Genomic DNA, 20374 nt, shown 5'->3' on the forward strand with positions numbered 1-20374 from the left:
GTGAACTGCCCCCGCCAAGAGCGGCGAGAGATCAGAAGCGCAGCAGCAGCGTGGCTCCGCCGATCGTCGGGGCCACCGTCGCCCGGCCTTCTTGCCAGCGGAGGAACGCCTTGCGGCGCAGCACCCCGTGGGTGAACAGGCCCCAGCCGATCGCTGCGGCCACCAGGCCGCCGCCGATCAGCGGCACCCCTGCGCGACGGTCTTCGCCGAACACGTCGGTCGTGCGCGCCGCGATCCCGAGGCCGAACACCACCAGCCCGATCGTGCCGAGCGCCGCGCCGATGATCATGCGCGGGGTCCCGTTGGGCGGGGTCTTGTCCGGATCGATCGGCGCCTCGGACACCTCCACCACCGCCGGCATCTGCCCGTTCGGCGGCCCCCAGCTGTGCTCCGCCCCGGGCAACGGCCGCTGGTAGATCTGCCACGTCCGCGGTTTCGAGCGCCCCGGCTCCGGCGGCGTCTCCACGGCCACAGATCCGCCCGGAGCCGTCGTCGGCGGCGCCTCGGCGCTCTCCGGCGGCGCTGCCGGTTTCGTCCCCTCGGCGCGCGCGGGCGAGCTGGCCGGTGCAGTCGGTCCCGTCGTCGACTCTGCCGGCGCACTCGTCTTCGTCGTCGACTCTGCCGGCGCAGTCGCCTCCGCAGGCGCCGTCGTCGTCGCCGTCGTCGCGCTCGTCTCCGTCGGGGTCGTCGCGCCCGGACTCGTCGACCCCGGCGCAAACGGAGCCACCTTCATCGCGGCTTTCGGTCCCGCGGACGTCGCCACCCCCGTCGCCGTCGTCGCGCCAGGAAGGATCGATCCCTCGAACCTCGTCGACGCGCCGCCCGAACCGAGTTCTCGCCGGATTGTTGCAGGTGCGACGTTCATCGGCGCCGCGTACACGAGCGACGGGGTCAACGTCAGCGACACCGTCACGCAGATCGCTCGCGAGCGCATGGACCTCATGGCGGGCGCATCCTCGCACATTCGCGCCGCGAAGTCGCGCGCGTGCGAGGCTCGCGCCGACTCGGTTATGCTCCAGCCTGCATGGCGCTGCGCATCAACGGAACCCTCGCCCCGCCCGGCTCTCCCTGGTACGAGCGACTGTTCGCCGACCAGCTCTGCACCGTCGTGATCGCCTGCGGCTTCGACGAGTACGGCGCCAACCGCTCGCAAGACCAGCTGCTCGAGACCGGCCTGGTCGCGCGCGGCTTCTCGCGCGACGACGCCGGCGCGCTCGCGCGGATCGCCGCCGGCAAGCGCGTCGTCCCCCAGCGACCCGCCGAGCACTGGATCGCCGGAGCCGCCGCCACCGACGCCGCCGGCCGCCCGGTCGACGTCGTCGTCACCCTCGTGCGCGCGGGCGACGGCAGCGCCGGCGGCGACGCGGCCTCCGCCTTCCTCGACGGCCTCGGTCGCTGCGACGTGGCGATGTACGGCGGCCACGGCCGCTACGGCACCGGCCCCGACTTCGACTACAACTTCACCGCCGACCTCGTCGACGACAAGGGCGCGATCGAGGCCAGCTTCAGCGAGTACAAGGACCTCGAGGAGTTCCTGGTCGAGCGCGGGCGGACGAGCAAGCGCTCGCCGCTGGTCGAGTACCGCGCCCTGGTCGCCCGGGGCCGCCTGCAGATCCGCCGCGTCAACTCCGGCAACCTCGTCATCAACCTGCGCAACTATCACACCGCCGAGTTCGGCGCGCACGTCATGGTCGATCAGCTCAAGACCGACCCCAACATCCGCCGCATGTCGAAGCAGGCGTTCGACAAGCGCTACCGGCTGTGGCTGTTCAACGGCTGCCGCACCAACGATTATTTTTACAACCTGCGCAAGCTCAACCCGAAGGCCAACGCCGGCGGCCTCGACCTGATCGGCACCCGCCGCGTCACCTATTGGAGCATGATCGGCGACACCATGCTGAAGCTGCTCGACGAGCTGCTGCAGCGGCGCACGTTCTCGCAGATCTTGCAATCCCTCCACGCGGTCAACCCCGACAACCCCGGCGACGACGCCCGGGGCCCGAGCCACGTCGCCGACCTCGGCCGCCGCGCCTGACTTCACGGAGCCGACCATGTCCACCCCCGACTTCGCCAGCCGAGTCCAGGCGTTCGCCGACAACCCCTCGCCCGCCGCCGCCAAGGCCCTCGCCGCCGAGCACGACGACCGCGCCTTCGCGGCCCTCGTCGACGCCATGAACGACTTCATGGAGGGCCCCGACGCGGTCGCCTACCGCGAGGCCGTCCGCACCGTCGCCACCCCCGCCGTCCTCGCCAAGTGGATGAGCGGCGACCTCGACGCCCGTCGGACCGCCGCCCACGCCCTCAGCGCCCGCTTCCCCGACCACGTCCCCTTCATCGCCCAGGGCCTGCGCGACCCCGACGACCAGGTCCGGGCGATCTGCCGCCGGTCTCTTCGGTCATGGTCTTCGAGCCCTGTCCTTCACGACCTGTTCCTCGAGGCAGTTCGGCACGACGACCCGCGCGTGCGCCTGCTGGCCGCCGAGGGCCTCGGCAAGCTCGGCGGGCCGGCCGACCTGCCGGCGCTGCAGGCGGCCCTCGACGCCGAGCAGGACGACCGGACGCGCGACCGGCTGGCCTGGGCGGTCGAGCGCATCGAGGACCAGGCCGCGGACGAGCAGGGCTGACCTTTGCGGACGGTCGTGCGGCCGGAGGTCCGGTCCGGGCCGTCCGCGATGCGCGAGCACCGACAGCGGACGAGCCGCTCCGACGTCGTCGCGCGAAAGCCTGCGCACGAAGCGGGCCCGACGGAGCCTCCGCACGGACGCGACGCCGTCGGCGAGCCGCGTCGACGGAGCCTCCGCACGAGGCCAACACGACGAGCCCTCCGCGCGCAGCGGCCACGCGACGACGACTCGTCCGCGAGCATGAAGATGCGACGCGTGAAGCGACCCGCAGCACGGAGCGCCCGCACGGCTCGGCGGCGGCGTAGCGGTCGGACCCGCGGGTGTGCTAGCTTCCCGCGCTCCTCAAAGCCTCATGGCCAGCCGCTCCACCGCCCGCAAGCAAACCCTCGCCGAACAGGCCGACCGCTTCGCCCTCTATCAAGAGGCAGTCAACGCCCCCGTCGACAACATCGAATTCATCGAGCGCGTCTACAACGAGATGCGCGGCGTCAAGCCCAAGGTGCTCAAGGAGGACTTCTGCGGCACCGCGCTGCTGGCCACCGAGTGGGCCAAGCGCGGCCCCCAGCGCCGGTCGATCGGCGTCGACCTCGACGCCGAGGCGCTCGCCTGGGCCCGCCGCCACAACCTCGGCCCCGCCGGCCCCACCATCGCCAGCCGCATCGAGCTGGTCCACGCCGACGTCCTCGCCCCCTCGAGCACCGCGCCGACGTCGTCTGCGCCCTCAACTTCAGCTACTTCCTGCTGCCCTCGCGCCAGCAGTTGCTCGCCTACTTCCGCAACGTCCGCCGCTCGCTGCGCCCGCGCGGCCTGTTCGTGCTCGACTGCATCGGCGGCACCGAGGCCGTGGCCGACTACCACGAGCGCCGCGAGTACGACGGCTTCTCGTACCTGTGGGACCACAGCGAGTTCAACCCGCTCGACCACACCGCGCGCTGCTCGATCAGCTTCGCCTTCCCCGACGGCTCGCGCATCGAGCCGGCGTTCGCTTACCGCTGGCGCGTGTGGACGGTGCCCGAGCTGCGCGACCTCCTCGAGGAGGCGGGCTTCGCCGCGCCGCGGGTGTTCTGGGAGTACACCGACGAAGAGGACGGCACGACCGAATACCGCGAGATCGCCCACGAGCAGAACCAGGAGATCTGGTTGACCTACCTGGTTGCCTCGACATGACCCGCAGCACGACGAAACCCCGCCCGTTCCCCGTCGTCGACCTGGTCCGCGCCGTCCCGGCCGTGCGCCGCGGCGAACCGCAGACCTGGCCGCCGCGACATGCCCTGGAGGACAGCCTGCCCATCGTCGCGGTGGCGCCGACTCCCCCGGCCGCCGCGCTTTATGTCCCCAAGGACAGCAAGAACATCTCTCGCGCTCCTGCTCGCCAGGACATGACCTGAAGGACAGCATGGCGAACTTCCGCTCCGACAACAACGCAGGCCTGGTCCCGGAGGCGCTGGCGGCGTTGGTCGAGGCGGCGCAAGGCGACGCGGTGGCCTACGGGGGCGACGACGTCACCAGCAAGTCCGCGACGCGGGTCGCCGGCCTGTTCGGCGCCGAGGCCCGCGCGGCGGTGTTCTTCGTCGCCACCGGCACGGCCGCCAACACCCTGGCGATCGCCGCGATGACGGAGCCGTGGCAGCGGGTCCTGTGCCACCGCTACAGCCACTACAACGAGGACGAGTCGACCGCGCCCGAGCGCATCACGATGTGCCGCACGACGCCGATCGAGCCCGGCGCGGACCCGACCCGCCTCGCCCCCGAAGACCTCCTGCCGCACCTCGTCGGTCGCCGCGGCGACGTCCACGAGCCCGCGCCCGGCGTGCTCACCCTGTCGAACCCGACCGAGCTCGGCACCGTCTACGCCCCGGCCGAGCTGGCGGCGCTGTGCCGCCTCGCCCACGAGCACGGCTTCCGCGTCCACGTCGACGGCGCGCGCTTCAGCCAGGCCGTGGCCCACGTCATGCGCGCGCACGACCTGTCCGAAGAGGCAGCCTGCCGCGCGCTCACCGTCGACGCCGGCGTCGACGCGCTCTCGTTCGGCGGCACCAAGGCCGGCCTGGCGATCGGCGAGGCGGTGGTGCTGTTCACCGGCCCGTCGCCCGCCGCGGCCCGGGCCGCCGAGCGCCTGCCGTTCCTTCGCAAGTCGACCGGCCACCTGCTGAGCAAGCACCGCTACGTCTCGGGCCAGTTCAACCGCGTGCTCGCCCACGGCGCGTGGGTCCGCCACGCGACCGTCGCGGCGACGATGGCCGAGCGCCTGGCCGCGGGCCTGCGGATCCGCGGCCTTGTGCCCGCCTTCCCGCGCGAGTCCAACGCGGTGTTCGTCGACCTGCCCCCGGCCGTCGACCGCCGCCTGCGCAACCGCGGCCACGCCTACTACCCGTTCGCCACCCCGTCGGCGCGCGCGCTCGCCTGATGTGCAGCTTCGCCACCACCCCCGCCGACATCGACGCCTTCCTCGCCGACATCCCGCCGCCCTGAGCGAGCCGAGAGCGGCACCCCCGACTCGAGCGCCCGCGACGCGTCTCTCTCGCGTCCTCGCAAACGCGAGATGTTCAAGCGCTCTCGCGTCCTCGCAAACGCGAGATGTTCCAAGTGCTCTCGCATCCTCACTAACGCGAGATGTTTCAAGCGCTCTCGCCTCCTCGCAAACGCGAGATGTTCAAGCGCTCTCGCCTCCTCGCAAACGCGAGATGTTCAAGCGCTCTCGCCTCCCCGCAACGCGAGATGTTCCAAGCGCTCTCGCATCCTCGCAAAGCGAGACGTTCCAAGCGCTCTCGCATCCTCGCTAACGCGAGATGTTCCACGCTCTCGGCCCGCGAGCGCTCGCGACTAACCGCGAGAGGGAGCATCAACGTCGATCTCCGCGTCCGCCCGAAGGCTCGCTCCGGCACTCTCTGCCCGAGCGACTCTCGTCGCGTCGCGGGATCCAGCGCCGGACACTTGACCGCCGCACCTCGGGACATGCCCCCTTCGACATGTCTTAAAAACAGGTCAAAGTCGCTCGTGTGCGGCTTTTCGCCCTCGCCTGAGGCCTAGAGACAAGCGCGGCGGACGCCTTGAGGGCTAGAGCCGGTATTCTCACGCAGCCCCGATCTGGGGCGGAAAGCCGGCCAGGTCGCTGCGCGCTTGCACGCCTCGGCACGCTTCTTCACGCTGGGGGGCGATGGCCATCATCCTCGCCTTCACCGTCGCCGCCCTCGCGTTCGCTGCGCCCGTCGCGCCCGGACCTGTGCGCACCGCGACGACTGCCGCGCCCGCCTCGCCGGGTGCGCCGGCGGCTTCGAAGAACCTGTCCTCAGGGCCAGCCACTACCGCCGGCACCGCCGAGCTGCAGGTCGACTGGCGCGACCGCGTCGCCATCGGCGTCGCCGCCATGCAGAGCGCCGACCCGGCCCGGCTCGCTCGCCTCGAGCAGCTGCAGCCCGACCGCAAGGTCGAGGACGCCGTGTTCTTCTCGCCCGGCGAGCTGCAGGACCCCAAGGTCGCGCCTGTCCTTTTGCGCAGGCTCTTGCAGAGCCAGGATCCGGTCAAGGTCCGCTGCGCCCTCGTCGAGGCGCTGCCGCTGACCGGCGGCGACTGGCAGGAGGGCGCCGCCGCATTGGTCGCGCTCGACGCCTCGCCGAAGGTGCGCAAGCAACTGGTCCAGGTCATGCGCTACGCCGGCGCGCCCTACAACGTCGACGGTCTGCGGCGCGGCTTCAAGGACGAGGACTCCGAGGTCAACATCGCCGCCGCGCGCACCGCCGGGTTCGCGCGCAACGGCGAGGAGCTGTTCCCTGAGCTCTACTCGAGCACCTTCGACGCCGACTGGGACCTGCGCGCCGCCGCCGTCCAGGCGCTCGGCATGCTGCGCCTGCCCAAGTCGCGCGACGTCCTGGTCAAGGCGCTCAGCGACGACGAGCGCGAGGTCCGGCTGCAGGCCTTCCTCGCGCTCGAGCAGATCGATCCGGAGGGCATCATCTGGCTGCCCGAGCTCGAGTCCCTCGCCAAGGATCGCAAGAGCCACCGGATCGCTCGCAAGGCCGAGCTCATGCTGCGCAAGCGACGGGCCGCCGAGAAGGCCGCGAAAAAGGCCGGGCGCCCGATCACCAACGCCGCGCGGCCGACCTCGCCCGAGCCGAAGCCCGCCGGTGGCGGCGGCGGCGCTGCGAGCGGCGCGATCAAGCTCGACCCCTCGGCGACGCACCCATGAGAGCGATCGGTCAGACCATCTTCGGCGGCCCCGAGGTCCTGCAGGCCTTCGTCGACGTCCCCGAGCCGGAGCCGGGCCCGCGCGACCTCGTCGTGCGCGTCCACGCCACCGCCACCAACCCGGTCGACACCAAGGTCCGGCGCGGCAGCTCGCCGGGCAGCCCCGTCCCGTCGCCGCCGCTGATCCTCGGCTGGGACGCCAGCGGCGTCGTCACCGCGGTCGGCGGCGACGTCGAGCACTTCCGCGTCGGTGACGAGGTCTACTTCGCCGGCAACGTCGCCCGCCCCGGCTCGTACGCCGAGTACGTCGCCGTCGACGAGCGGATCGTCGCGCATCGCCCCAAGACCCTGTCGCACCGCGACGCCGCCGCGATCCCGCTGACCGCCCTCACCGCCTGGGAGGCGCTGGTCGAGAACATGGGGATCACCCCCACCGATCGCAGCAGCGAGCACGCGCGCACCTTGCTGGTCGTCGGCGGCGCCGGAGGCGTGGGCTCGATGGCCATCCAGATCGCGCGCCAGGTGTGCGGCCTCCGCGTGGTCGCCACCGCCTCGCGGGAGGAGAGCGCCGCGTGGTGCCGCAGGCTGGGCGCCGACGCGGTGATCGACCACACGAAGCCGCTCCTCGCCCAGCTCCGGGAGGTCGGCGACGACGGCGTCGACTTCGTGCTCAACACCGTCCAGCCGACGCAGAACCTGCCGCAGGTGCTCGAGGTCGTGCGGCCGTTCGGCCACGTCTGCGGGATCGTCGCCCCGAGCGGTCCGCTCGACCTCGGTCCGCTGTTCCGCAAGCGCGGTCACCTCTCCTTCGAGTACATGTTCACCCGCCCCTCTTCGCGGCCGCCCCGTCGCGCCAGGGAGCGATCCTGGCGCGGGTCGCCGACCTCCTCGACCAGGGGGTCTTGCTGGGCACGCGCACCACCACCCTGCCCTGGGACCAGGTTCAGGCCGCCCACCGCCTGCTCGAGTCGGGGCGCTCGGTCGGCAAGACCGTGCTGGAGGTCGTCCCCTAGCGCCGCGCGAGTGCGCCGCGCGCCGGCGACTTGGTCTGAGCCAGATCGAAGCCCACCTCCCGCCGCCGGAAGTTCCGGGTATAACCCCACGCGTCGCCATGCTCAGTCCACGCATGCCCATCCCGACGGTGGAACAGCTCGGTCCGCGCTTCGCCGAGTTTCTCCGCGGACTCAAGCGGCCGCTCATCTTCTTCGACACCGAGACCACGGGCACCGACCCTGCGCTCGATCGAGTGGTCGAGATCTCGATGATCCGCCTCAGCGCCGAGCGCGGGGTCGAGCCGCCGCGCACCTGGCGGATCAACCCCGGCGTGCGGATCCCGATCGAGGCCAGCGAGATCCACGGCATCACCAACGACGACGTCGCCGACAAGCCGACCTTCGGCCAGATCGCCGAGGAGCTGCTCAGCTACCTCCGCGGCTGCGACCTCGCCGGCTTCAACGTCGGCCGCTTCGACGTCCGGGTGATGCAGACCGAGTGCGCCCGCGTCGGCAAGGCCTTCGACCTGTCCGGCGTGCGCGTCATCGATGCCCAGGTCATCTACCACCAGAAGGAGCCGCGCAACCTCACCGCGGCGATGCGCTTCTACTGCGAGAAAGAGTTCGTCGACGCCCACGGCGCCGAGGCCGACACGATCGCCACGCTCGAGGTGTTCGCCGGCCAGCTCGAGCGCTACGGCGAGCTCGGCCTCGAGATCGAGGCCCTGCACGAGGTCTCCAACATCACCAGCGCCGGCTACGTCGACGGCGCCCGCCGCTTCATCTGGCGCGACAACGAGCCGGTCTTCAACTTCGGCCGCCTCAAGGGCAAGTCGCTGCGCTGGGCCGCCAGCGAGCCGACCGAGCGCGCCTACATGCGCTCGATCGTCACCGGCAACTTCGACGAAGACACCAAGGGCATCGTCCGCGACGCCCTGACCGGCCGGATCCGCTTGCGCCCGCGCGAGACCGAGAGCTGACCGGAGCGACCTTCTCGAGAGGACATGTCGCTCCGGACATGTCCTTCGAGACAGAAGCAAATCAAGGCCGCCTCACGGCGACGAGCCGTGCCGGTTGGTGACAGCGGGGCGTTCGGCACCGCCATCACCCGCTTTATTGCCAGTCTGCATTCCGAACCGGCGTAGGCGGGCCGCGCAGGCCCGGTCGATCGTGCGCTCACCGCGGCGGGTGTTCAGGGCGCTCCGGACTTGTCACCGTGCTTCTCGAGCGCGCTCTTCTCGAGCGCGCTCTTCTCCATCGCGCTCTTCTCCAGCGCGCTCTTCTCCAGCCCGTTCTTCTCGCCGTTGAGGGCGAAGAAGCGGAGCGTGGGCGTATCGAGGACCACGGTGGTGCCTGGGGGGACGCTGCGGGTGAGCCACACGTTGCCGCCGATGGTGGAGCCGCGACCGATCACCGTATCGCCGCCGAGGATCGTGGCGCCGGCGTACACGGTGACATCGTCTTCGATCGTCGGGTGGCGCTGGACCTTGCGGCCGGCCTCGCGCGACTTGACCGAGAGCGCGCCGAGGGTGACGCCCTGGTAGAGCTTCACGCGGTTGCCGATCACGGAAGTCTCGCCGATCACCACCCCGGTGCCGTGGTCGATGAAGAAGCTGCGGCCGATGGTCGCCCCGGGGTGGATGTCGATGCCCGTGCGGCTGTGCAAGATCTCCGCGATCATGCGGGGCAGCAGCGGCACGCGCCGCTGGTAGAGGTGATGGGCGATCCGGTGGCCCGCGATCGCCGTGACGCCGGGGTAGCTCATGATGATCTCGGCGTCGCTGCAGGCGGCCGGGTCGCCGGCGAGGGCGGCCTGGACGTCGGCGGCGAGGGCGGCGCGGATCGACGGGATCGCCTGCAGCAGCTCGAGCGCGTGCTCGTGGGCGGCCCGGGCGATCTCGTCGACCGGCCGGCGGCCCGTGCAATCGACGGCGAGCGAGCGGGTGACGACCTGCTCGAGGCGGCGCAAGATCCGGGCGCAGCGGGCTCCCACGAAGTACCGGACGGTGAGGTCGTCGAGCGGCTCGTAGTTGAAGTAGCCCGGGAACACGATCGACAGCACGTCGTCGAGCAGCTCGGAGACCTCGCTGCGGGCGGGCAGGTTGTTGCCGTCGATGTGGTTGATGTTCCCGTGGTCGCGGTACGACTCGAGGACCCCCTCGACGACGCTCGCGAGCCGGCGTTCGTGGTCGTTCACGGCGAGAACCATAGTCGAAGCGGGGGCCGACTCCACGCGGCATGTGGTTTTTTGGCGTCGCACGCGGACCGGGTTTAAGCTGGTGCAGGTTTGCCCGCGTTACCGCTCCACATGCTCGTCCAACAGTTGCTCCTCGGTCGCACGGAGGGGCTGAGCGGGCCGCAGCTCGCGGCTTTCTTGTCCGGCTGGACGAGTGTCCTCGAGTTGTTGCGACGTCCTGAGCTCTGCGTGCCCGACGCCGCGCCGGAGGTGCAGGAGGCGTTGCGTTCGCTCGCGGAGCAGATCGAGCGCGCACAAGCGGAGATCTTGAGCGACGACGACGACCCGGACCTCTGAGGTCGTCGGGGAGCTGGTGAATCAGCCAGCGCGTGTCTGAGCGCTGGTTCGTGGGGTTCGGGTGGCGGGATGCGCGGTTCGACCCGTGGGTACGCCGGCTTTCGGCCCTTCGCCAGCGAGCCGAACTGTTGTTCAAGCTCACCTCAATTGCAGTGAAGTAAAACTGCCTTTTCACTTCACACTGAACCGCTGACGCGCTTCTTCGCGCAGTCGCGGAGCTCGAACAAAACTTCCAAACGTCGTCCGCCGCCGCGCGCGTTCGCCCATTCTGGCGAACATGGCTCTCCCGCTGTCCGCCCGCCGGACCGGCCAGAATGGCGAAACGACACCTGCACTCTGGGATCCGGAAAAACTTGGCGAGATCCCCGTGAGATCTCCGGAGCGCCCGCAAAGCCGTCCGCCGGGCTCCGACCTGCCGATCGCGCCACGCCAAAAACGTGCGCAGGACGCGGAATCGGGGCACTTCGCGCCGAACAGCCCGCTGAACGAAACAGCGCGTGACCGGGGGTCACGCGCTGGCTGGGGCTTCGGAGGTGAGGAGGCTCCGAGGCCCGGGAGGTCAGCTAGCCGAGGCGCTTACCGCCGCGGAATCGCTCGCCACGGTGCTGTTCGGGCGGGGCCACTCGATGCGGTGCTTGATAATGCGACGCTTGAGGGCGTGGCGGGTGATTCCAAGCAGCTGAGCGGCTTCGACGATGCTACCGGCGGCGTTGAGCGCTTCCACGCACAGCATACGTTCGGCGGCATTCAGATTCAGATCTTCGAGGATGAGGCGCATGGCGGCAGGATAGGCCAAGGCTTGGGGACAGGGAAGGACGTTTTTGTAAGGCGGCATCCAAAAAGAACAGTCGCCGAAACTGAACATCGTTTTGTATTATGCGGAAGATAACATCGTTTGCGCGCGATCACGCCCCCGGTTGCACCGAACGCCAGTCCACTTCGTGGGGCGGTTCACACCCCTTGCCGTCGGGCGGAGCTACACTTGCTGGCTCCTCGGACGGCCTTGAAGAGTTCAAAACCGATCCAGTTTGCCGGATCGGAGCCGCGAGAACATGGTGGATTCACCATGGCCCGAGCGCACGGGGCCCGAGGCCGGTCCTAGGTTGCATAAAAGCCCTGTCGCAAGGGCGCGCAGAGTAAGATAGGGAGCCGCGTGCCGCAGAACGCCAAGCCGAAGTCGTCCGCCATCCACACCCTCGTCGTGGTCGACGACATGCTCTTGCAGGCGGCGATCGAGCGTCGGCTGAAGCACGAGGGACACGTCGCGGCCTCGGCGAGCGGCTCGCGCGAGGCGATCGATCGCCTGCGCCGCGAGCTGTTCGACGTCGTGCTGTGCGACCTGCACACGACCTCGGGCGACGGCGCCGAGCTGCTGCAGTGGCTCGGCAGCTACTTCCCGTCGATCCCGGTGGTGCTGATCGTCGAGGCGCTCTCTCCGGAGTTCCGCGGGCAGTACGAGGGCGGCGGCTCGGTGCGGATCGTCGAGAAGCCGATCGACCTCGACAAGCTCGTCAAGGCGATCGAGGCCTGCGGGGTCCGCAAGGGCTTCTACGGCAACCAGATCGAGGTCGAGTTCTTCGACTACGTGCAGATGGTCGCCGGCTCGGGCCGCGACAAGGCCGTGGTGCTGACGACGCACGCGGGCACCGGCTACCTGTGGATCGAGCACGGCGACATCGTGCACGCGCAGTGGGGCGAGATCCGCGGCGAGCAGGCGTTCTACAAGATGCTGTCGGTCGGCCGCGGCAGCTTCCGCGAGAACTTGTTCCGCTCGCCGCCCGCTCGCACGATCGTCCGCTCGAGCATGCACTTGCTCATGGAGGCCGCGCGCCAGGCCGACGAGGGCATCCTCGGTCAGACCGACGAGACGGTCGAGGAGCGCGAGGACGAGAAGCCGCGCGCCGCTCCTCCGCCGCCCGAACCGGAGCCGACGCCGCCGCCGCGCCCCGTCGCCGAGGCGAGGCCGACGCGCGCGCCGATGCCGAAGCCGGCGACCTCGCCCCCGCGCTCGGCCCCGCCGCCGTCGCAGCCGAGCCCGTCGCACGGCGGCAGCGGTCTGCGTCGGGCCTCCGACGTGCGGCCCGACGACATCGACATGGCGAGCGTGGCCGACTCGGCGATCGCCCGCATCGACGATCTGACGCTGCCGCAGGACGACGACGAGATGGAGGCGCGCAGCCCCAAGGCCCCGCCGCCGCGCGCGCCGGAGCGGTCGTCCGAGCGCTCCGGCGAGCGGCTCCCCGAGCGGTCGTCCGAGCGCTCCGGCGAGCGGTCGCCCGAGCCGTCGAACGACGGCGTGCCGGTGCTGCGCCGCCGCGTGCAGACGCTCGAGCGCCGCGTGGCGCAGCCCGTGTCGCCGACGCCCGCTCGCGGCACCCCGACCTCGGTGCCGGCCCTGCGCGCCACCCCGGCCTCGGTACCGGTGCGCGCCACTCCGGCCTCGATCCCCGCGGTGCCGGCGCGCCACACCCCGACCTCGATCCCGGCCGTGCGCACCACGACGATCCCGCCGGGCCAGAATTCCGCCGCGGCCCGCGGTCCCGCGGCTCAGCCGGCGCGGAGCGACGCCCGGCCGATCAAGAAGGCCAACACCGTCGACCTGCTCGAAGATCCGGAGACGCGCGAGCTGATGCTCGGCCAGTTCTGGCAGTTCGAGGGCGTCAACGGCGTGGCGATCATCTCGAGCACCGGCAAGGTGATCGCCGAGGACATGCGCAACAACAGCACCGTCGTCACGCTCGCCGGCTTCTACATGCGTGGCGCCGCCCGCATCGCCCGCACCCTCGGCTATCACGTGTTCGACGGCGTGATCGCCCGCTCGGCCAGCGGTCAACAGATGATCATGGTCGGCATGGGGGCGACCTCGGCGGTGCTGTCCATCGCGCCGGGACATGACCCGGAGGCCATCCGCGACGCGATTATGGGAGTCGATACCAAACGATGAGCGCCGAGCCGAATCGCCAGCTAGTCAGCCTCCTCGAGGAACTCGACCGGCTCCCCGGCGTCCGCGGCTCGCTGGTGGCGACCGTCGACGGCGGTTACACCGCCAGCGAGAGCAACTTCGACGCCGCCACCGCGACCGACATCGCCAAGACGGTCCGGCGCATGGTCGTCGCCTCGGCCACCGTCGGCTCGCCCATCGAGGAGCTGCTGATCACCTTCCACACCGCCCGCATGATGATCGTCCCCGTCCGCGAGGAGGCGACGCTCACCATCATGCTCGAGCGCGACTCGGCCCAGCCCTCGGTGCGAGCTGTCCTGAAGACCAGGCTCGCCGGGCTGCGCTCGTCGATCGGCAGCTCGTCGGCCGAGAGCAGCATGTCGGCCGGCTCCGCGCCGATGCCCGAGCCCGAGGACGAGGTCGACCGCCTGATGCTCGGCGAGCTCGGCCCGGTCCTCCGCGAGGTGCAGAACGTGTTCACCTCGTACCTCATCCGCGGCGGCAAGACGGCCGGCGAGGCCGGCGTGATGATGCGCGAGCAGATCCGCGAGTGGCTGCTGATGGTCAACCCGTCGCCCTACACGTTCCCCGTGCTGGTCGACGCGCTGGTCCAGCTGACCAGCCGCGACGAGCGCGAGACGTTCAAGATCGACGTGCAGCAGGCGATGCGGAACTCGCGGCTGTGGCCGAAGAAGAACGTCCGCTGAGCGACGCGGGCGGATGAACCTCGGGACATGTCCTCCGGAGAATGCTCCGAAGGACATGTCCTTGAACATCAAACCGGCACGTCGAACTCGCGCAGCGCCTGGTTCAGGCTGGTGCGCTCGTCGGTGCTCTCCTTGCGGCGGCCGATGATCAGGGCGCAGGCGAGCTGGAATTCGCCGGCGGGGAAGCGCTTCGGGCGGGTGCCGGGCACCACGACGGAGCGGGCGGGGACGCGGCCCTTGTAGGTGACGGGCTCGGGGCCGGTGACGTCGAGGATCGGCGTCGACGCGGTCAACGTGACGTTGGCGCCGAGCACCACCTCGCGCTCGAGGTGGACGCCCTCGACGACGATCGCGCGGGAGCCGAGGAAGCAGCCGTCCTCGACGATCACCGGGGTCGCGCCCGGCGGCTCCAGCACTCCGCCGATGCCGACGCCGCCCGACAGGTGGACGTTGCGACCGATCTGCGCGCAGCTGCCGACGGTCGCCCAGGTGTCGACCATCGTCCCGCTGCCGACGTACGCGCCGATGTTGACGTAGCTCGGCATCAGCACCGCGCCCGACTCGATGAAGCTGCCGTGGCGGGCGGTCGCCGGCGGCACCACCCGCACCCCCGCGCGCGCCCAGTCGCGCTTGAGCGGCATCTTGTCGAAATACTCGTAGGGCCCGACCTCGATCGTCTTCATCTCGCAGACCGCGAAGTAGAGGAGGATCGCCTGCTTGACCCATGCGTGGACGGTCCACGGCTCGCCGGCCGCCCCCGGGGTGGCGACCCGCAGCTGGCCGCGGTCGAGCTCGGCGATCGTCGCCACCACCGCGTCGCGGTACACCTGGTCTTTGAGCAAGGTTCGATCGGCGAACGCCTCGCCGATCCGGGCCTGGAGGTCCGCGTGGTCGTGGGACGAGTGGTGCATGCCCGGGGCATCGCACGGCCCGGCGCCGGGGCGCAAGCGCTCTCGCGGGCGCCCGCCCGGCCGGCGCCCGTGGTACCCTCGGCGCCGAGGTGTCCATGATGTCCTGCCTCCGCCGCGTCCCCCTCGCGCTCGTGTTGTCCCTCGCGCTCGCCCCGCTCGCCCATGCCGGCGAGCCGCAGACCGTCTCTCCCGCCGAAGAAGAGGCGCTCTACAAGAACGAGCGGGCCACCGCGCTACCGGCCAAGGAGAAGCCCGCCGGCGTCAAGTTCGCCCGCGAGGGCTGCTTCAACGATCCGGCGAAGTGCAAGTGCCAGAGCAGCGACGCCGGCCAGAGCCAGTTCTGCGGCACGATGCTCGGCCACTTCTGCCCCGACAGCACCCTCCGCTACCTCGCCGCCGCTTGCATGGACCTGTTCGGCGGCGCGACCCTGTGCCAGTGCGCGGCCAAGCAGCAGATCGAGGCCCACATCAAGGCCGAGGACGCCGCCAAGGCCAAGGCCGACAAAGAGGCCGCCAAGAAGGCCGCCAAGCAGAAGAAGAAGGCCAAGTAAGCGCCGGCCCACGCCCGGACGGCGGAGCACCGTCGCTCACCGACCTGCGCGAGCGGTCGTGGCGCGCCTCGACAGCTCGTCGCCGAGCTCGCCCCGCGCTGGGGATCGCCTGTCTCGAAGGACATATCCCCATCGACCGACCTCGGCCCGAACCGGGGGTCACAGCGAGCGCCTGCGAACTCGGGCCCCGCGAGCGTCGTCCGGCGCACCTGCGCTGAAGCTCGGCCATCCTCCGCGCGGCCCGCTCGTCTGCCGGCCCGGGCGCCCTGTCCCGAAGGACATCTGACTGAACGCCGCGCCGTGCCGCGGGCGCGCGAATCACCGGGCCCCGGACGGCAATGAACTGAAAGCCGCGCCGTGCCGCGGGCGCGCGGATCACCGGCCCCCGACGGCAATGCGAGCCTGTCCCGCAGGACAGTTCATTCAGCGATCGAACAGCGCCATCAGCTCGGCGTGGCGGCTGGCGGCGTCTTGATAGCCGAGCTCGATGAGCTGGCGGCAGTAGTCGGGGTCGAACAGCAGGTACGACGCCAGGTCGCTCTCCTGGCGGGCGTCGTCGGCGGCCACGGCCCAGCGGATGAGGCGAGCGACGATCCCCGAGTAGCGGCTGAGCCCGGTGCGGCGGACCGTCTCGAACGCGATCCGGCCGATGTCCTGGCTCGGGCGGATGAGCAGCGTGTCGATCGAATCGTACGCGGTGCTCTTCTCCTTCTGCATCCCGTTCGCCAGCCGCTGGGCGAAGTCGGGCCCGAACTCGCGCGCGCCGGCGGCGAGGATCTGGTTCATCCGCGTCACCCGCTCGATGTCCGCCTCGACCTTCTCGAGCAGCAGCACGTTGAGCACCTTGCCGAGCATGAACATCGCGCTCGGGAAGGTGCCCTCGGCCTCGTGACGGATCTGCCGCACCTCCTCGTCGCCGGGGGTGTGGCGCAGGCTGACCACCAGGAGCCGCGTGGCGCCGAGCCGCATCGCCGGACGCAGCGGCGTCTGCTGCCGCAGGCCGCCGTCGGCGTAGAGCAGGTCGCCGACGCGCACGGCCGGGAACAGCACCGGGATCGCCCCCGACGCCAGCGCGTGCGAGGCAGTGATGGGCGTGAGCACCACGTTCTGCCGCTGACTCTCGGGCCAGCGCTGCGGCAACTTGCCGTCGGCGGTCTGCACGAAGGTGGTGACGGTGCCGGTCGCGACCTCGGTGGCGGTGCAGGCGACCGCCGAGAGGTGACCGTGGTGCAGGTTCTCGGTGATGCCGCGCCACGGCAGGCGCGCGCGCACGAAGTTCTGGATCGCGCGCGGATCGATGAGCCCGCCGATCTGCTGCCCGTGCCCGGCCTTGTCGCCGGTGCGGCCGAACAGCACCTGCGGCAGGCTGCGCATCTGCGTCCAGCCGAATCGACACACCTCGTCGAGGTCGAGCTCGGTCCACACGCGCGCGAGCAGACGTCCCTGCGCGCGCGGACGGTCGGCGGTGGCGGCCACATAGGCGCCGTTGACCGCGCCGATGCTGCTGCCGGTGATGATGTCGAAGCGCGCCTCGCCGCGGATCCGCTCGCGGATGTAACGCAAGACACCGACCTCGTAGGCGCCGCGCGCTCCGCCGCCCGACAACACGAGGCCGATCTTGGGGCGCTCGCCGCTCATGCGGACGCTCCGTGGCCCACGACCTCGCCGTCCTGGCGCGGCCGCAGCACTAGAAGCCGATCTCCTTGCAAGTGCACTTCGCCGCGTCCTTGCAGTCCGGCGGCGCCGGCGGATTGTTGGCATTCATCGACAGCTGGAACACGCGGCCCGCGTCCTGCGGGTACTTGTAGATGATCTGCCAGACCGCGTCGTAGTTGTTGGTGGCGTTGATCTCCTTGGCGTCCTCGTTGGTGAGGAACGGCAGCTCGAGCGTGCCCGTGCCCGTGATCGCGCCCGTGTTCTGCGTCGACAGCGGGCCCGCCGAGGCCTCGATCGTGACGTACTCGCAGTTGGCCTTGGGGAACTCGCCGAACGCGGCGGCGGGGCAGTCGGCGCCGACGGCGTCGGGCAGGTACACCACCAGCGCCGCCTCGCAGACCGTGCCGTTGCACTTGTACTGACTCTTGAACTTGTGACCCTTCGACGTCACGCATGGATCGACGCACATCTCGATCTTCACCGGGATCTTGTCGCCGGGCTGGACGTTCGTCGCCGCGCACACGGTGCCGCGGAAGAACGGCAGCGTGTCGGTGAAGCCGGCGGGCGCGGGATTGGGCCCGGTGCCGTCGACGTCGAGCATCTGCAGCTCGCACGTATTGGTCGTGTCGTCGCACGCCTCGCCGCGACGCGGACAGGGGCGCCCGCGCTGCACTCGCCGCTGTCTTCCGCGAAGCAGCCGAACAAGAACCCCGCGATCGCGAAGCTCGTGACACCGAACACTCTTCGAAGGCGAATCATGATCGTCTCGTTCCTCTTTGCTCTCAGCGGTGCATCGTAGCCGATGTTTCGCTGACCACGCACCTCCGCGATCGCCTGGGTGAGACCTCGCGCCGACCGCTGTTTCATGGCGCTGCGCGAGCAGATGCACGGAGACTACATTTCAACCCCAGGTATCTAGCGCTTGACACCGGGAACGCGGGAGCCGGTACGCATCGCCGCTCTCGCAGGCCCCTTCCAGGAGTTAGGTTCATGCGCTCAAACGCCCTTCTCGCTCTCTCCATGGTGCTCGCTTTCGCCGCGTGTAACGAAAAGGAACCCGCGACCTCGGCGACGGACGGCACCACCAACGGCACCACGACGGCGCCGGAAACCGCGACGGAGACGCCAGGGACGAGCACGACGACCACCACCGGGGAGAACACGACGACGACCACCACCGGCGAGACGGCCACCGAGGCGATTCCCACCACCGGCCCGACGCCGACCACCGGGACGACCGCCGAGGAGACCACGACCACGACGAGCACGACGTCGACGACGACCACCACCGGCGAGCCCGAGACGGCCGGCACGACGACGATGATGGTGATCCCCTCGACCGGCCCCTACGAGAGCTGTAGCGTGGCCAACAACGTCGAGTGCGACGGCAACGCCGCCTGCGTCGACTCGACCAGCACCAGCGGCAAGATCATGGGCTCGTTCTGCGCCCCGAAGTGCATGGGCCAGGGCACGTGCCCGATGCCCCCGGCCTCGACCCCGACGTCCAGGCGATCTGCGCCTTCGACACCGACATGGACCAGAAGGCCGACATCTGCGCGCTGCTGTGCGTGATCGCCAACGACGACTGCCCCGAGGGCTCGACGTGCGAAGACATCGGCATCCCCGAGATGCAGATGATGAAGTTCGGCGTCTGCACGTACCCGCCGGGCTGACGGGTCCGCGGTCGCGAGGGGCTCAGGCCGCGGCGGTGGCGGCCTTGAGCTTGTCCTCGAGCTCGCCGTTCGCGTCCATCTCGCGGACGATGTCGCAACCGCCGACGAACTCGCCGCCGATGTAGAGCTGCGGGATCGTCGGCCAGCTGGCGTACTGCTTGACGCCCTCGCGCACGGCCGGGTCGGACAGCACGTTGAAGGTCTCGAACGGCACCGCGTGCTTCTTGAGGATCTCGACGACCACCGCCGAGAAGCCGCACTGCGGGAAGCTCTTGTTGCCCTTCATGAAGAGCATGACCTTGTTGTTGGCGACGAGGTGGGCGATGAACTTCTGGACGTCCTCGTGGGCTTGCATCGGCGGTCTCACAATCAGGTCCGGAGGACCGTGAAGTCGGTGGCCCGGAGGCCGGTGAGTCGGAGGGGGCCGTGAAGAGAGTGGCCAGTCCGGGCGCGGACCGTGCCGGGAGTGGTCCCGGGGGCCGGGGCTCGCGCGCAATCGATCGCGGGGGCCGGCTCTCGCGGCGTTAGATACACGCTGGCCCGCACCCCAGCAAGGCGCCGCGAACGCCCTTCTTGCGGAAGGTCGGCCGCTCGGGTCATAACCACTTCCGCTCGCATGGCGCCGACTCTGCCCTCGCCCCAGTGCTCACGTCGGACCTGGCTGCACGGCCTCGCCGCCGCCGCCGGAGCCGCGCTCCTGCCCCGACCCACGCGCGCGGCCGAGGTCGCCGCCGAGCCCGCGAAGAAGCGCATCCTCATCGTCGGCGACAGCATGATCGCCGGCGGCGTCGGCCTGTTCCTCGAGAACGGCCTGCACAAGGTCCACGGCTACGTGGTGCGGCGCAAGGGCAAGAGCAGCACGGGCCTGGCGCGCCCCGACTTCTTCGCCTGGCCCAAGGAGGCGCAGAAGCAGGTCGACGAGTTCGCGCCCGACGCCGCGGTGGTGATGTTCGGCGGCAACGACGTGCAAGGCCTGCGCATGCCGGACAAGGGCTGGATCACCTGGCCGGAGCCGGAGTGGCCGGAGGAGTACGCGCGGCGCGTCAACGCCTTCGCCGACATCGTCGCCGCGGGCGGCAAGCCGCTGTTCTGGATCGGCATGCCGGTGATGCGGCCGGAGAAGTTTCACGTGCGGGTGCAGCGGGTCAACACGATCTACCGCGCCGAGATGGCGATCCGGCCGAACGCGCATTTCATCGACATCTGGCGGCTGCTGGCCGACGACAAGGGCGGTTACACCGACCGCCTCGACGCCGACGGCGAGCCCGGGGGCAAGACGGTCCGGGTCCGCGCGGGCGACGGGATCCACCTGAGCGTCGCGGGCGCGCAGCGGGTCGAGGCGCATGTGCGGGCCTTCATCCACGCGGTCCTGTCCGGGGGGCAGCCGGACACATCGACCGACCTCGCGGTGGCAGGTGCGCCGGCGGACGCGCCCACGCCCGCGGGGTGAGCTCGCCGGGTCTTTCGCGGGCGACAGCTGTCCTCGGGGTCCGGTCAGCGCAGACGGGCGTGGCAAAATTCGACGGGCAAACTCACCCGCGGAGCGCGCGACGATGCACATGCACCTCGCGCTCGGCCGGCCGCTTGGGGCAAGATGGCCC

General features: G+C 70.5%; 23 protein-coding genes and 1 pseudogene. 16 read left to right on the top strand and 8 right to left on the bottom strand.

Annotation, left to right across the window (positions count from 1 at the left end):
* Positions 1-31: 31 nt before the first annotated feature.
* The gene (locus tag OV079_RS36505) at positions 32-466 is read right to left on the bottom strand and encodes a hypothetical protein (protein ID WP_267774154.1); all 435 of its coding nucleotides are present in this window, start codon (positions 464-466) and stop codon (positions 32-34) included.
* Between the two features lie 558 nt (positions 467-1024).
* Between OV079_RS36505 and OV079_RS36510 the strand changes: the two genes are divergently transcribed.
* Together OV079_RS36510 and OV079_RS36515 are read left to right on the top strand one after the other, a co-directional pair.
* Positions 1025-2035 carry a hypothetical protein gene (locus OV079_RS36510; RefSeq protein ID WP_267774156.1) on the top strand — a complete coding sequence of 337 codons (1011 nt, stop codon included), beginning with the start codon at positions 1025-1027 and terminating at the stop codon, positions 2033-2035.
* A gap of 16 nt (positions 2036-2051) precedes the next feature.
* Positions 2052-2624, top strand: coding sequence for a HEAT repeat domain-containing protein (locus OV079_RS36515; protein WP_267774158.1), 573 nt, complete (start codon positions 2052-2054; stop codon positions 2622-2624).
* A gap of 325 nt (positions 2625-2949) precedes the next feature.
* On the opposite strand, the gene OV079_RS36520 is transcribed toward OV079_RS36515, so the two are convergent.
* The gene (locus OV079_RS36520; RefSeq protein WP_267774159.1) at positions 2950-3297 is read right to left on the bottom strand and encodes a hypothetical protein; all 348 of its coding nucleotides are present in this window, start codon (positions 3295-3297) and stop codon (positions 2950-2952) included.
* 86 nt (positions 3298-3383) lie between these two features.
* On the opposite strand from OV079_RS36520, the gene OV079_RS36525 reads away from it, so the two are divergent.
* The 7 genes and pseudogenes from OV079_RS36525 to OV079_RS36555 all read left to right on the top strand — a co-directional run bounded on the left by OV079_RS36525 (position 3384) and on the right by OV079_RS36555 (position 8781).
* Positions 3384-3791 (top strand): hypothetical protein, encoded by a 408-nt coding sequence (locus OV079_RS36525; protein ID WP_267774160.1) that lies wholly within the window; start codon positions 3384-3386, stop codon positions 3789-3791.
* On the top strand, positions 3788-4012 hold the full coding sequence (locus tag OV079_RS36530) for a hypothetical protein (protein WP_267774162.1): 225 nt from the start codon (positions 3788-3790) through the stop codon (positions 4010-4012). The genes OV079_RS36525 and OV079_RS36530 overlap by 4 nt, the downstream gene beginning before the upstream one ends.
* Positions 4013-4020: 8 nt before the next feature.
* Positions 4021-5031 carry a threonine aldolase family protein gene (locus tag OV079_RS36535; RefSeq protein WP_267774163.1) on the top strand — a complete coding sequence of 337 codons (1011 nt, stop codon included), beginning with the start codon at positions 4021-4023 and terminating at the stop codon, positions 5029-5031.
* 750 nt (positions 5032-5781) lie between these two features.
* Positions 5782-6810 (top strand): HEAT repeat domain-containing protein, encoded by a 1029-nt coding sequence (locus tag OV079_RS36540; protein WP_267774164.1) that lies wholly within the window; start codon positions 5782-5784, stop codon positions 6808-6810.
* Positions 6807-7583: pseudogene (locus tag OV079_RS59200) on the top strand (alcohol dehydrogenase catalytic domain-containing protein); the annotation flags it as partial. The gene OV079_RS36540 and the pseudogene OV079_RS59200, both read left to right, overlap by 4 nt.
* A 92-nt stretch (positions 7584-7675) precedes the next feature.
* Entirely contained in the window at positions 7676-7822 is a 147-nt protein-coding gene (locus tag OV079_RS59205; RefSeq protein WP_267778738.1) for a zinc-binding dehydrogenase, read from the top strand.
* Between the two features lie 113 nt (positions 7823-7935).
* Entirely contained in the window at positions 7936-8781 is an 846-nt protein-coding gene (locus tag OV079_RS36555; protein ID WP_267774165.1) for a 3'-5' exonuclease, read from the top strand.
* Between the two features lie 212 nt (positions 8782-8993).
* On the opposite strand, the gene epsC is transcribed toward OV079_RS36555, so the two are convergent.
* Positions 8994-9998, bottom strand: coding sequence for a serine O-acetyltransferase EpsC (gene epsC, locus OV079_RS56530; RefSeq protein WP_267774167.1), 1005 nt, complete (start codon positions 9996-9998; stop codon positions 8994-8996).
* Positions 9999-10109: 111 nt separating this feature from the next.
* Between epsC and OV079_RS36565 the strand changes: the two genes are divergently transcribed.
* On the top strand, positions 10110-10334 hold the full coding sequence (locus OV079_RS36565) for a hypothetical protein (RefSeq protein ID WP_267706691.1): 225 nt from the start codon (positions 10110-10112) through the stop codon (positions 10332-10334).
* A gap of 559 nt (positions 10335-10893) precedes the next feature.
* Here the strand turns inward: OV079_RS36565 and OV079_RS36570 are convergent.
* Entirely contained in the window at positions 10894-11112 is a 219-nt protein-coding gene (locus OV079_RS36570) for a helix-turn-helix domain-containing protein (RefSeq protein WP_267706689.1), read from the bottom strand.
* Positions 11113-11487: 375 nt separating this feature from the next.
* Between OV079_RS36570 and OV079_RS36575 the strand changes: the two genes are divergently transcribed.
* Positions 11488-13278, top strand: coding sequence for a response regulator (locus tag OV079_RS36575; RefSeq protein WP_267774168.1), 1791 nt, complete (start codon positions 11488-11490; stop codon positions 13276-13278).
* Positions 13275-13982, top strand: coding sequence for a roadblock/LC7 domain-containing protein (locus OV079_RS36580; RefSeq protein WP_267774170.1), 708 nt, complete (start codon positions 13275-13277; stop codon positions 13980-13982). The genes OV079_RS36575 and OV079_RS36580 overlap by 4 nt, the downstream gene beginning before the upstream one ends.
* 68 nt (positions 13983-14050) lie before the next feature.
* Here OV079_RS36580 and OV079_RS36585 read toward each other — a convergent pair whose 3' ends face one another.
* Positions 14051-14893, bottom strand: a complete 843-nt coding sequence (locus OV079_RS36585; protein WP_267774172.1) for a 2,3,4,5-tetrahydropyridine-2,6-dicarboxylate N-succinyltransferase — start codon at positions 14891-14893, stop codon at positions 14051-14053.
* Positions 14894-15024: 131 nt separating this feature from the next.
* Between OV079_RS36585 and OV079_RS36590 the strand changes: the two genes are divergently transcribed.
* Positions 15025-15444, top strand: coding sequence for a hypothetical protein (locus OV079_RS36590; protein WP_267774173.1), 420 nt, complete (start codon positions 15025-15027; stop codon positions 15442-15444).
* 423 nt (positions 15445-15867) lie between these two features.
* Here OV079_RS36590 and OV079_RS36595 read toward each other — a convergent pair whose 3' ends face one another.
* Together OV079_RS36595 and OV079_RS36600 are read right to left on the bottom strand one after the other, a co-directional pair.
* The gene (locus OV079_RS36595) at positions 15868-17082 is read right to left on the bottom strand and encodes a patatin-like phospholipase family protein (protein WP_267774174.1); all 1215 of its coding nucleotides are present in this window, start codon (positions 17080-17082) and stop codon (positions 15868-15870) included.
* 49 nt (positions 17083-17131) lie between these two features.
* On the bottom strand, positions 17132-17773 hold the full coding sequence (locus OV079_RS36600) for a hypothetical protein (RefSeq protein WP_267774175.1): 642 nt from the start codon (positions 17771-17773) through the stop codon (positions 17132-17134).
* A 347-nt stretch (positions 17774-18120) separates the two neighbouring features.
* On the opposite strand from OV079_RS36600, the gene OV079_RS36605 reads away from it, so the two are divergent.
* Together OV079_RS36605 and OV079_RS36610 are read left to right on the top strand one after the other, a co-directional pair.
* A complete protein-coding gene (locus tag OV079_RS36605) occupies positions 18121-18672 on the top strand; it encodes a hypothetical protein (protein ID WP_267774176.1) in 552 nt (183 codons plus the stop codon).
* The gene (locus tag OV079_RS36610) at positions 18633-18773 is read left to right on the top strand and encodes a hypothetical protein (RefSeq protein WP_267774178.1); all 141 of its coding nucleotides are present in this window, start codon (positions 18633-18635) and stop codon (positions 18771-18773) included. The genes OV079_RS36605 and OV079_RS36610 overlap by 40 nt, the downstream gene beginning before the upstream one ends.
* A 22-nt stretch (positions 18774-18795) precedes the next feature.
* Here OV079_RS36610 and grxD read toward each other — a convergent pair whose 3' ends face one another.
* Positions 18796-19128: a Grx4 family monothiol glutaredoxin gene (gene grxD / locus OV079_RS36615; RefSeq protein WP_267774180.1), complete on the bottom strand. Its 333-nt coding sequence runs from the start codon at positions 19126-19128 to the stop codon at positions 18796-18798.
* Between the two features lie 261 nt (positions 19129-19389).
* On the opposite strand from grxD, the gene OV079_RS36620 reads away from it, so the two are divergent.
* Positions 19390-20223: an SGNH/GDSL hydrolase family protein gene (locus tag OV079_RS36620; protein WP_476703784.1), complete on the top strand. Its 834-nt coding sequence runs from the start codon at positions 19390-19392 to the stop codon at positions 20221-20223.
* Positions 20224-20374: the final 151 nt, after the last annotated feature.

Source organism: Nannocystis pusilla (genome assembly GCF_026626665.1).
Classification (GTDB): Bacteria; Myxococcota_A; Polyangia; order Nannocystales; family Nannocystaceae; genus Nannocystis; species Nannocystis pusilla.

What these genes read in the sequence shown, in the direction of transcription:
- OV079_RS36510 (WP_267774156.1), top strand. Translation starts at nt 1,025, where the DNA reads ATGGCGCTGCGCATCAACGGAACCCTCGCCCCGCCCGGCTCTCCCTGG.
- OV079_RS36515 (WP_267774158.1), top strand. Translation starts at nt 2,052, where the DNA reads ATGTCCACCCCCGACTTCGCCAGCCGAGTCCAGGCGTTCGCCGACAAC.
- OV079_RS36530 (WP_267774162.1), top strand. Translation starts at nt 3,788, where the DNA reads ATGACCCGCAGCACGACGAAACCCCGCCCGTTCCCCGTCGTCGACCTG.
- OV079_RS36535 (WP_267774163.1), top strand. Translation starts at nt 4,021, where the DNA reads ATGGCGAACTTCCGCTCCGACAACAACGCAGGCCTGGTCCCGGAGGCG.
- OV079_RS36540 (WP_267774164.1), top strand. Translation starts at nt 5,782, where the DNA reads ATGGCCATCATCCTCGCCTTCACCGTCGCCGCCCTCGCGTTCGCTGCG.
- OV079_RS36555 (WP_267774165.1), top strand. Translation starts at nt 7,936, where the DNA reads ATGCCCATCCCGACGGTGGAACAGCTCGGTCCGCGCTTCGCCGAGTTT.
- OV079_RS36565 (WP_267706691.1), top strand. Translation starts at nt 10,110, where the DNA reads ATGCTCGTCCAACAGTTGCTCCTCGGTCGCACGGAGGGGCTGAGCGGG.
- OV079_RS36570 (WP_267706689.1), bottom strand. Translation starts at nt 11,112, where the DNA reads ATGCGCCTCATCCTCGAAGATCTGAATCTGAATGCCGCCGAACGTATG.
- OV079_RS36580 (WP_267774170.1), top strand. Translation starts at nt 13,275, where the DNA reads ATGAGCGCCGAGCCGAATCGCCAGCTAGTCAGCCTCCTCGAGGAACTC.
- OV079_RS36585 (WP_267774172.1), bottom strand. Translation starts at nt 14,893, where the DNA reads ATGCACCACTCGTCCCACGACCACGCGGACCTCCAGGCCCGGATCGGC.
- OV079_RS36595 (WP_267774174.1), bottom strand. Translation starts at nt 17,082, where the DNA reads ATGAGCGGCGAGCGCCCCAAGATCGGCCTCGTGTTGTCGGGCGGCGGA.
- OV079_RS36605 (WP_267774176.1), top strand. Translation starts at nt 18,121, where the DNA reads ATGGTGCTCGCTTTCGCCGCGTGTAACGAAAAGGAACCCGCGACCTCG.
- OV079_RS36610 (WP_267774178.1), top strand. Translation starts at nt 18,633, where the DNA reads ATGGACCAGAAGGCCGACATCTGCGCGCTGCTGTGCGTGATCGCCAAC.
- grxD (WP_267774180.1), bottom strand. Translation starts at nt 19,128, where the DNA reads ATGCAAGCCCACGAGGACGTCCAGAAGTTCATCGCCCACCTCGTCGCC.
- OV079_RS36620 (WP_476703784.1), top strand. Translation starts at nt 19,390, where the DNA reads ATGGCGCCGACTCTGCCCTCGCCCCAGTGCTCACGTCGGACCTGGCTG.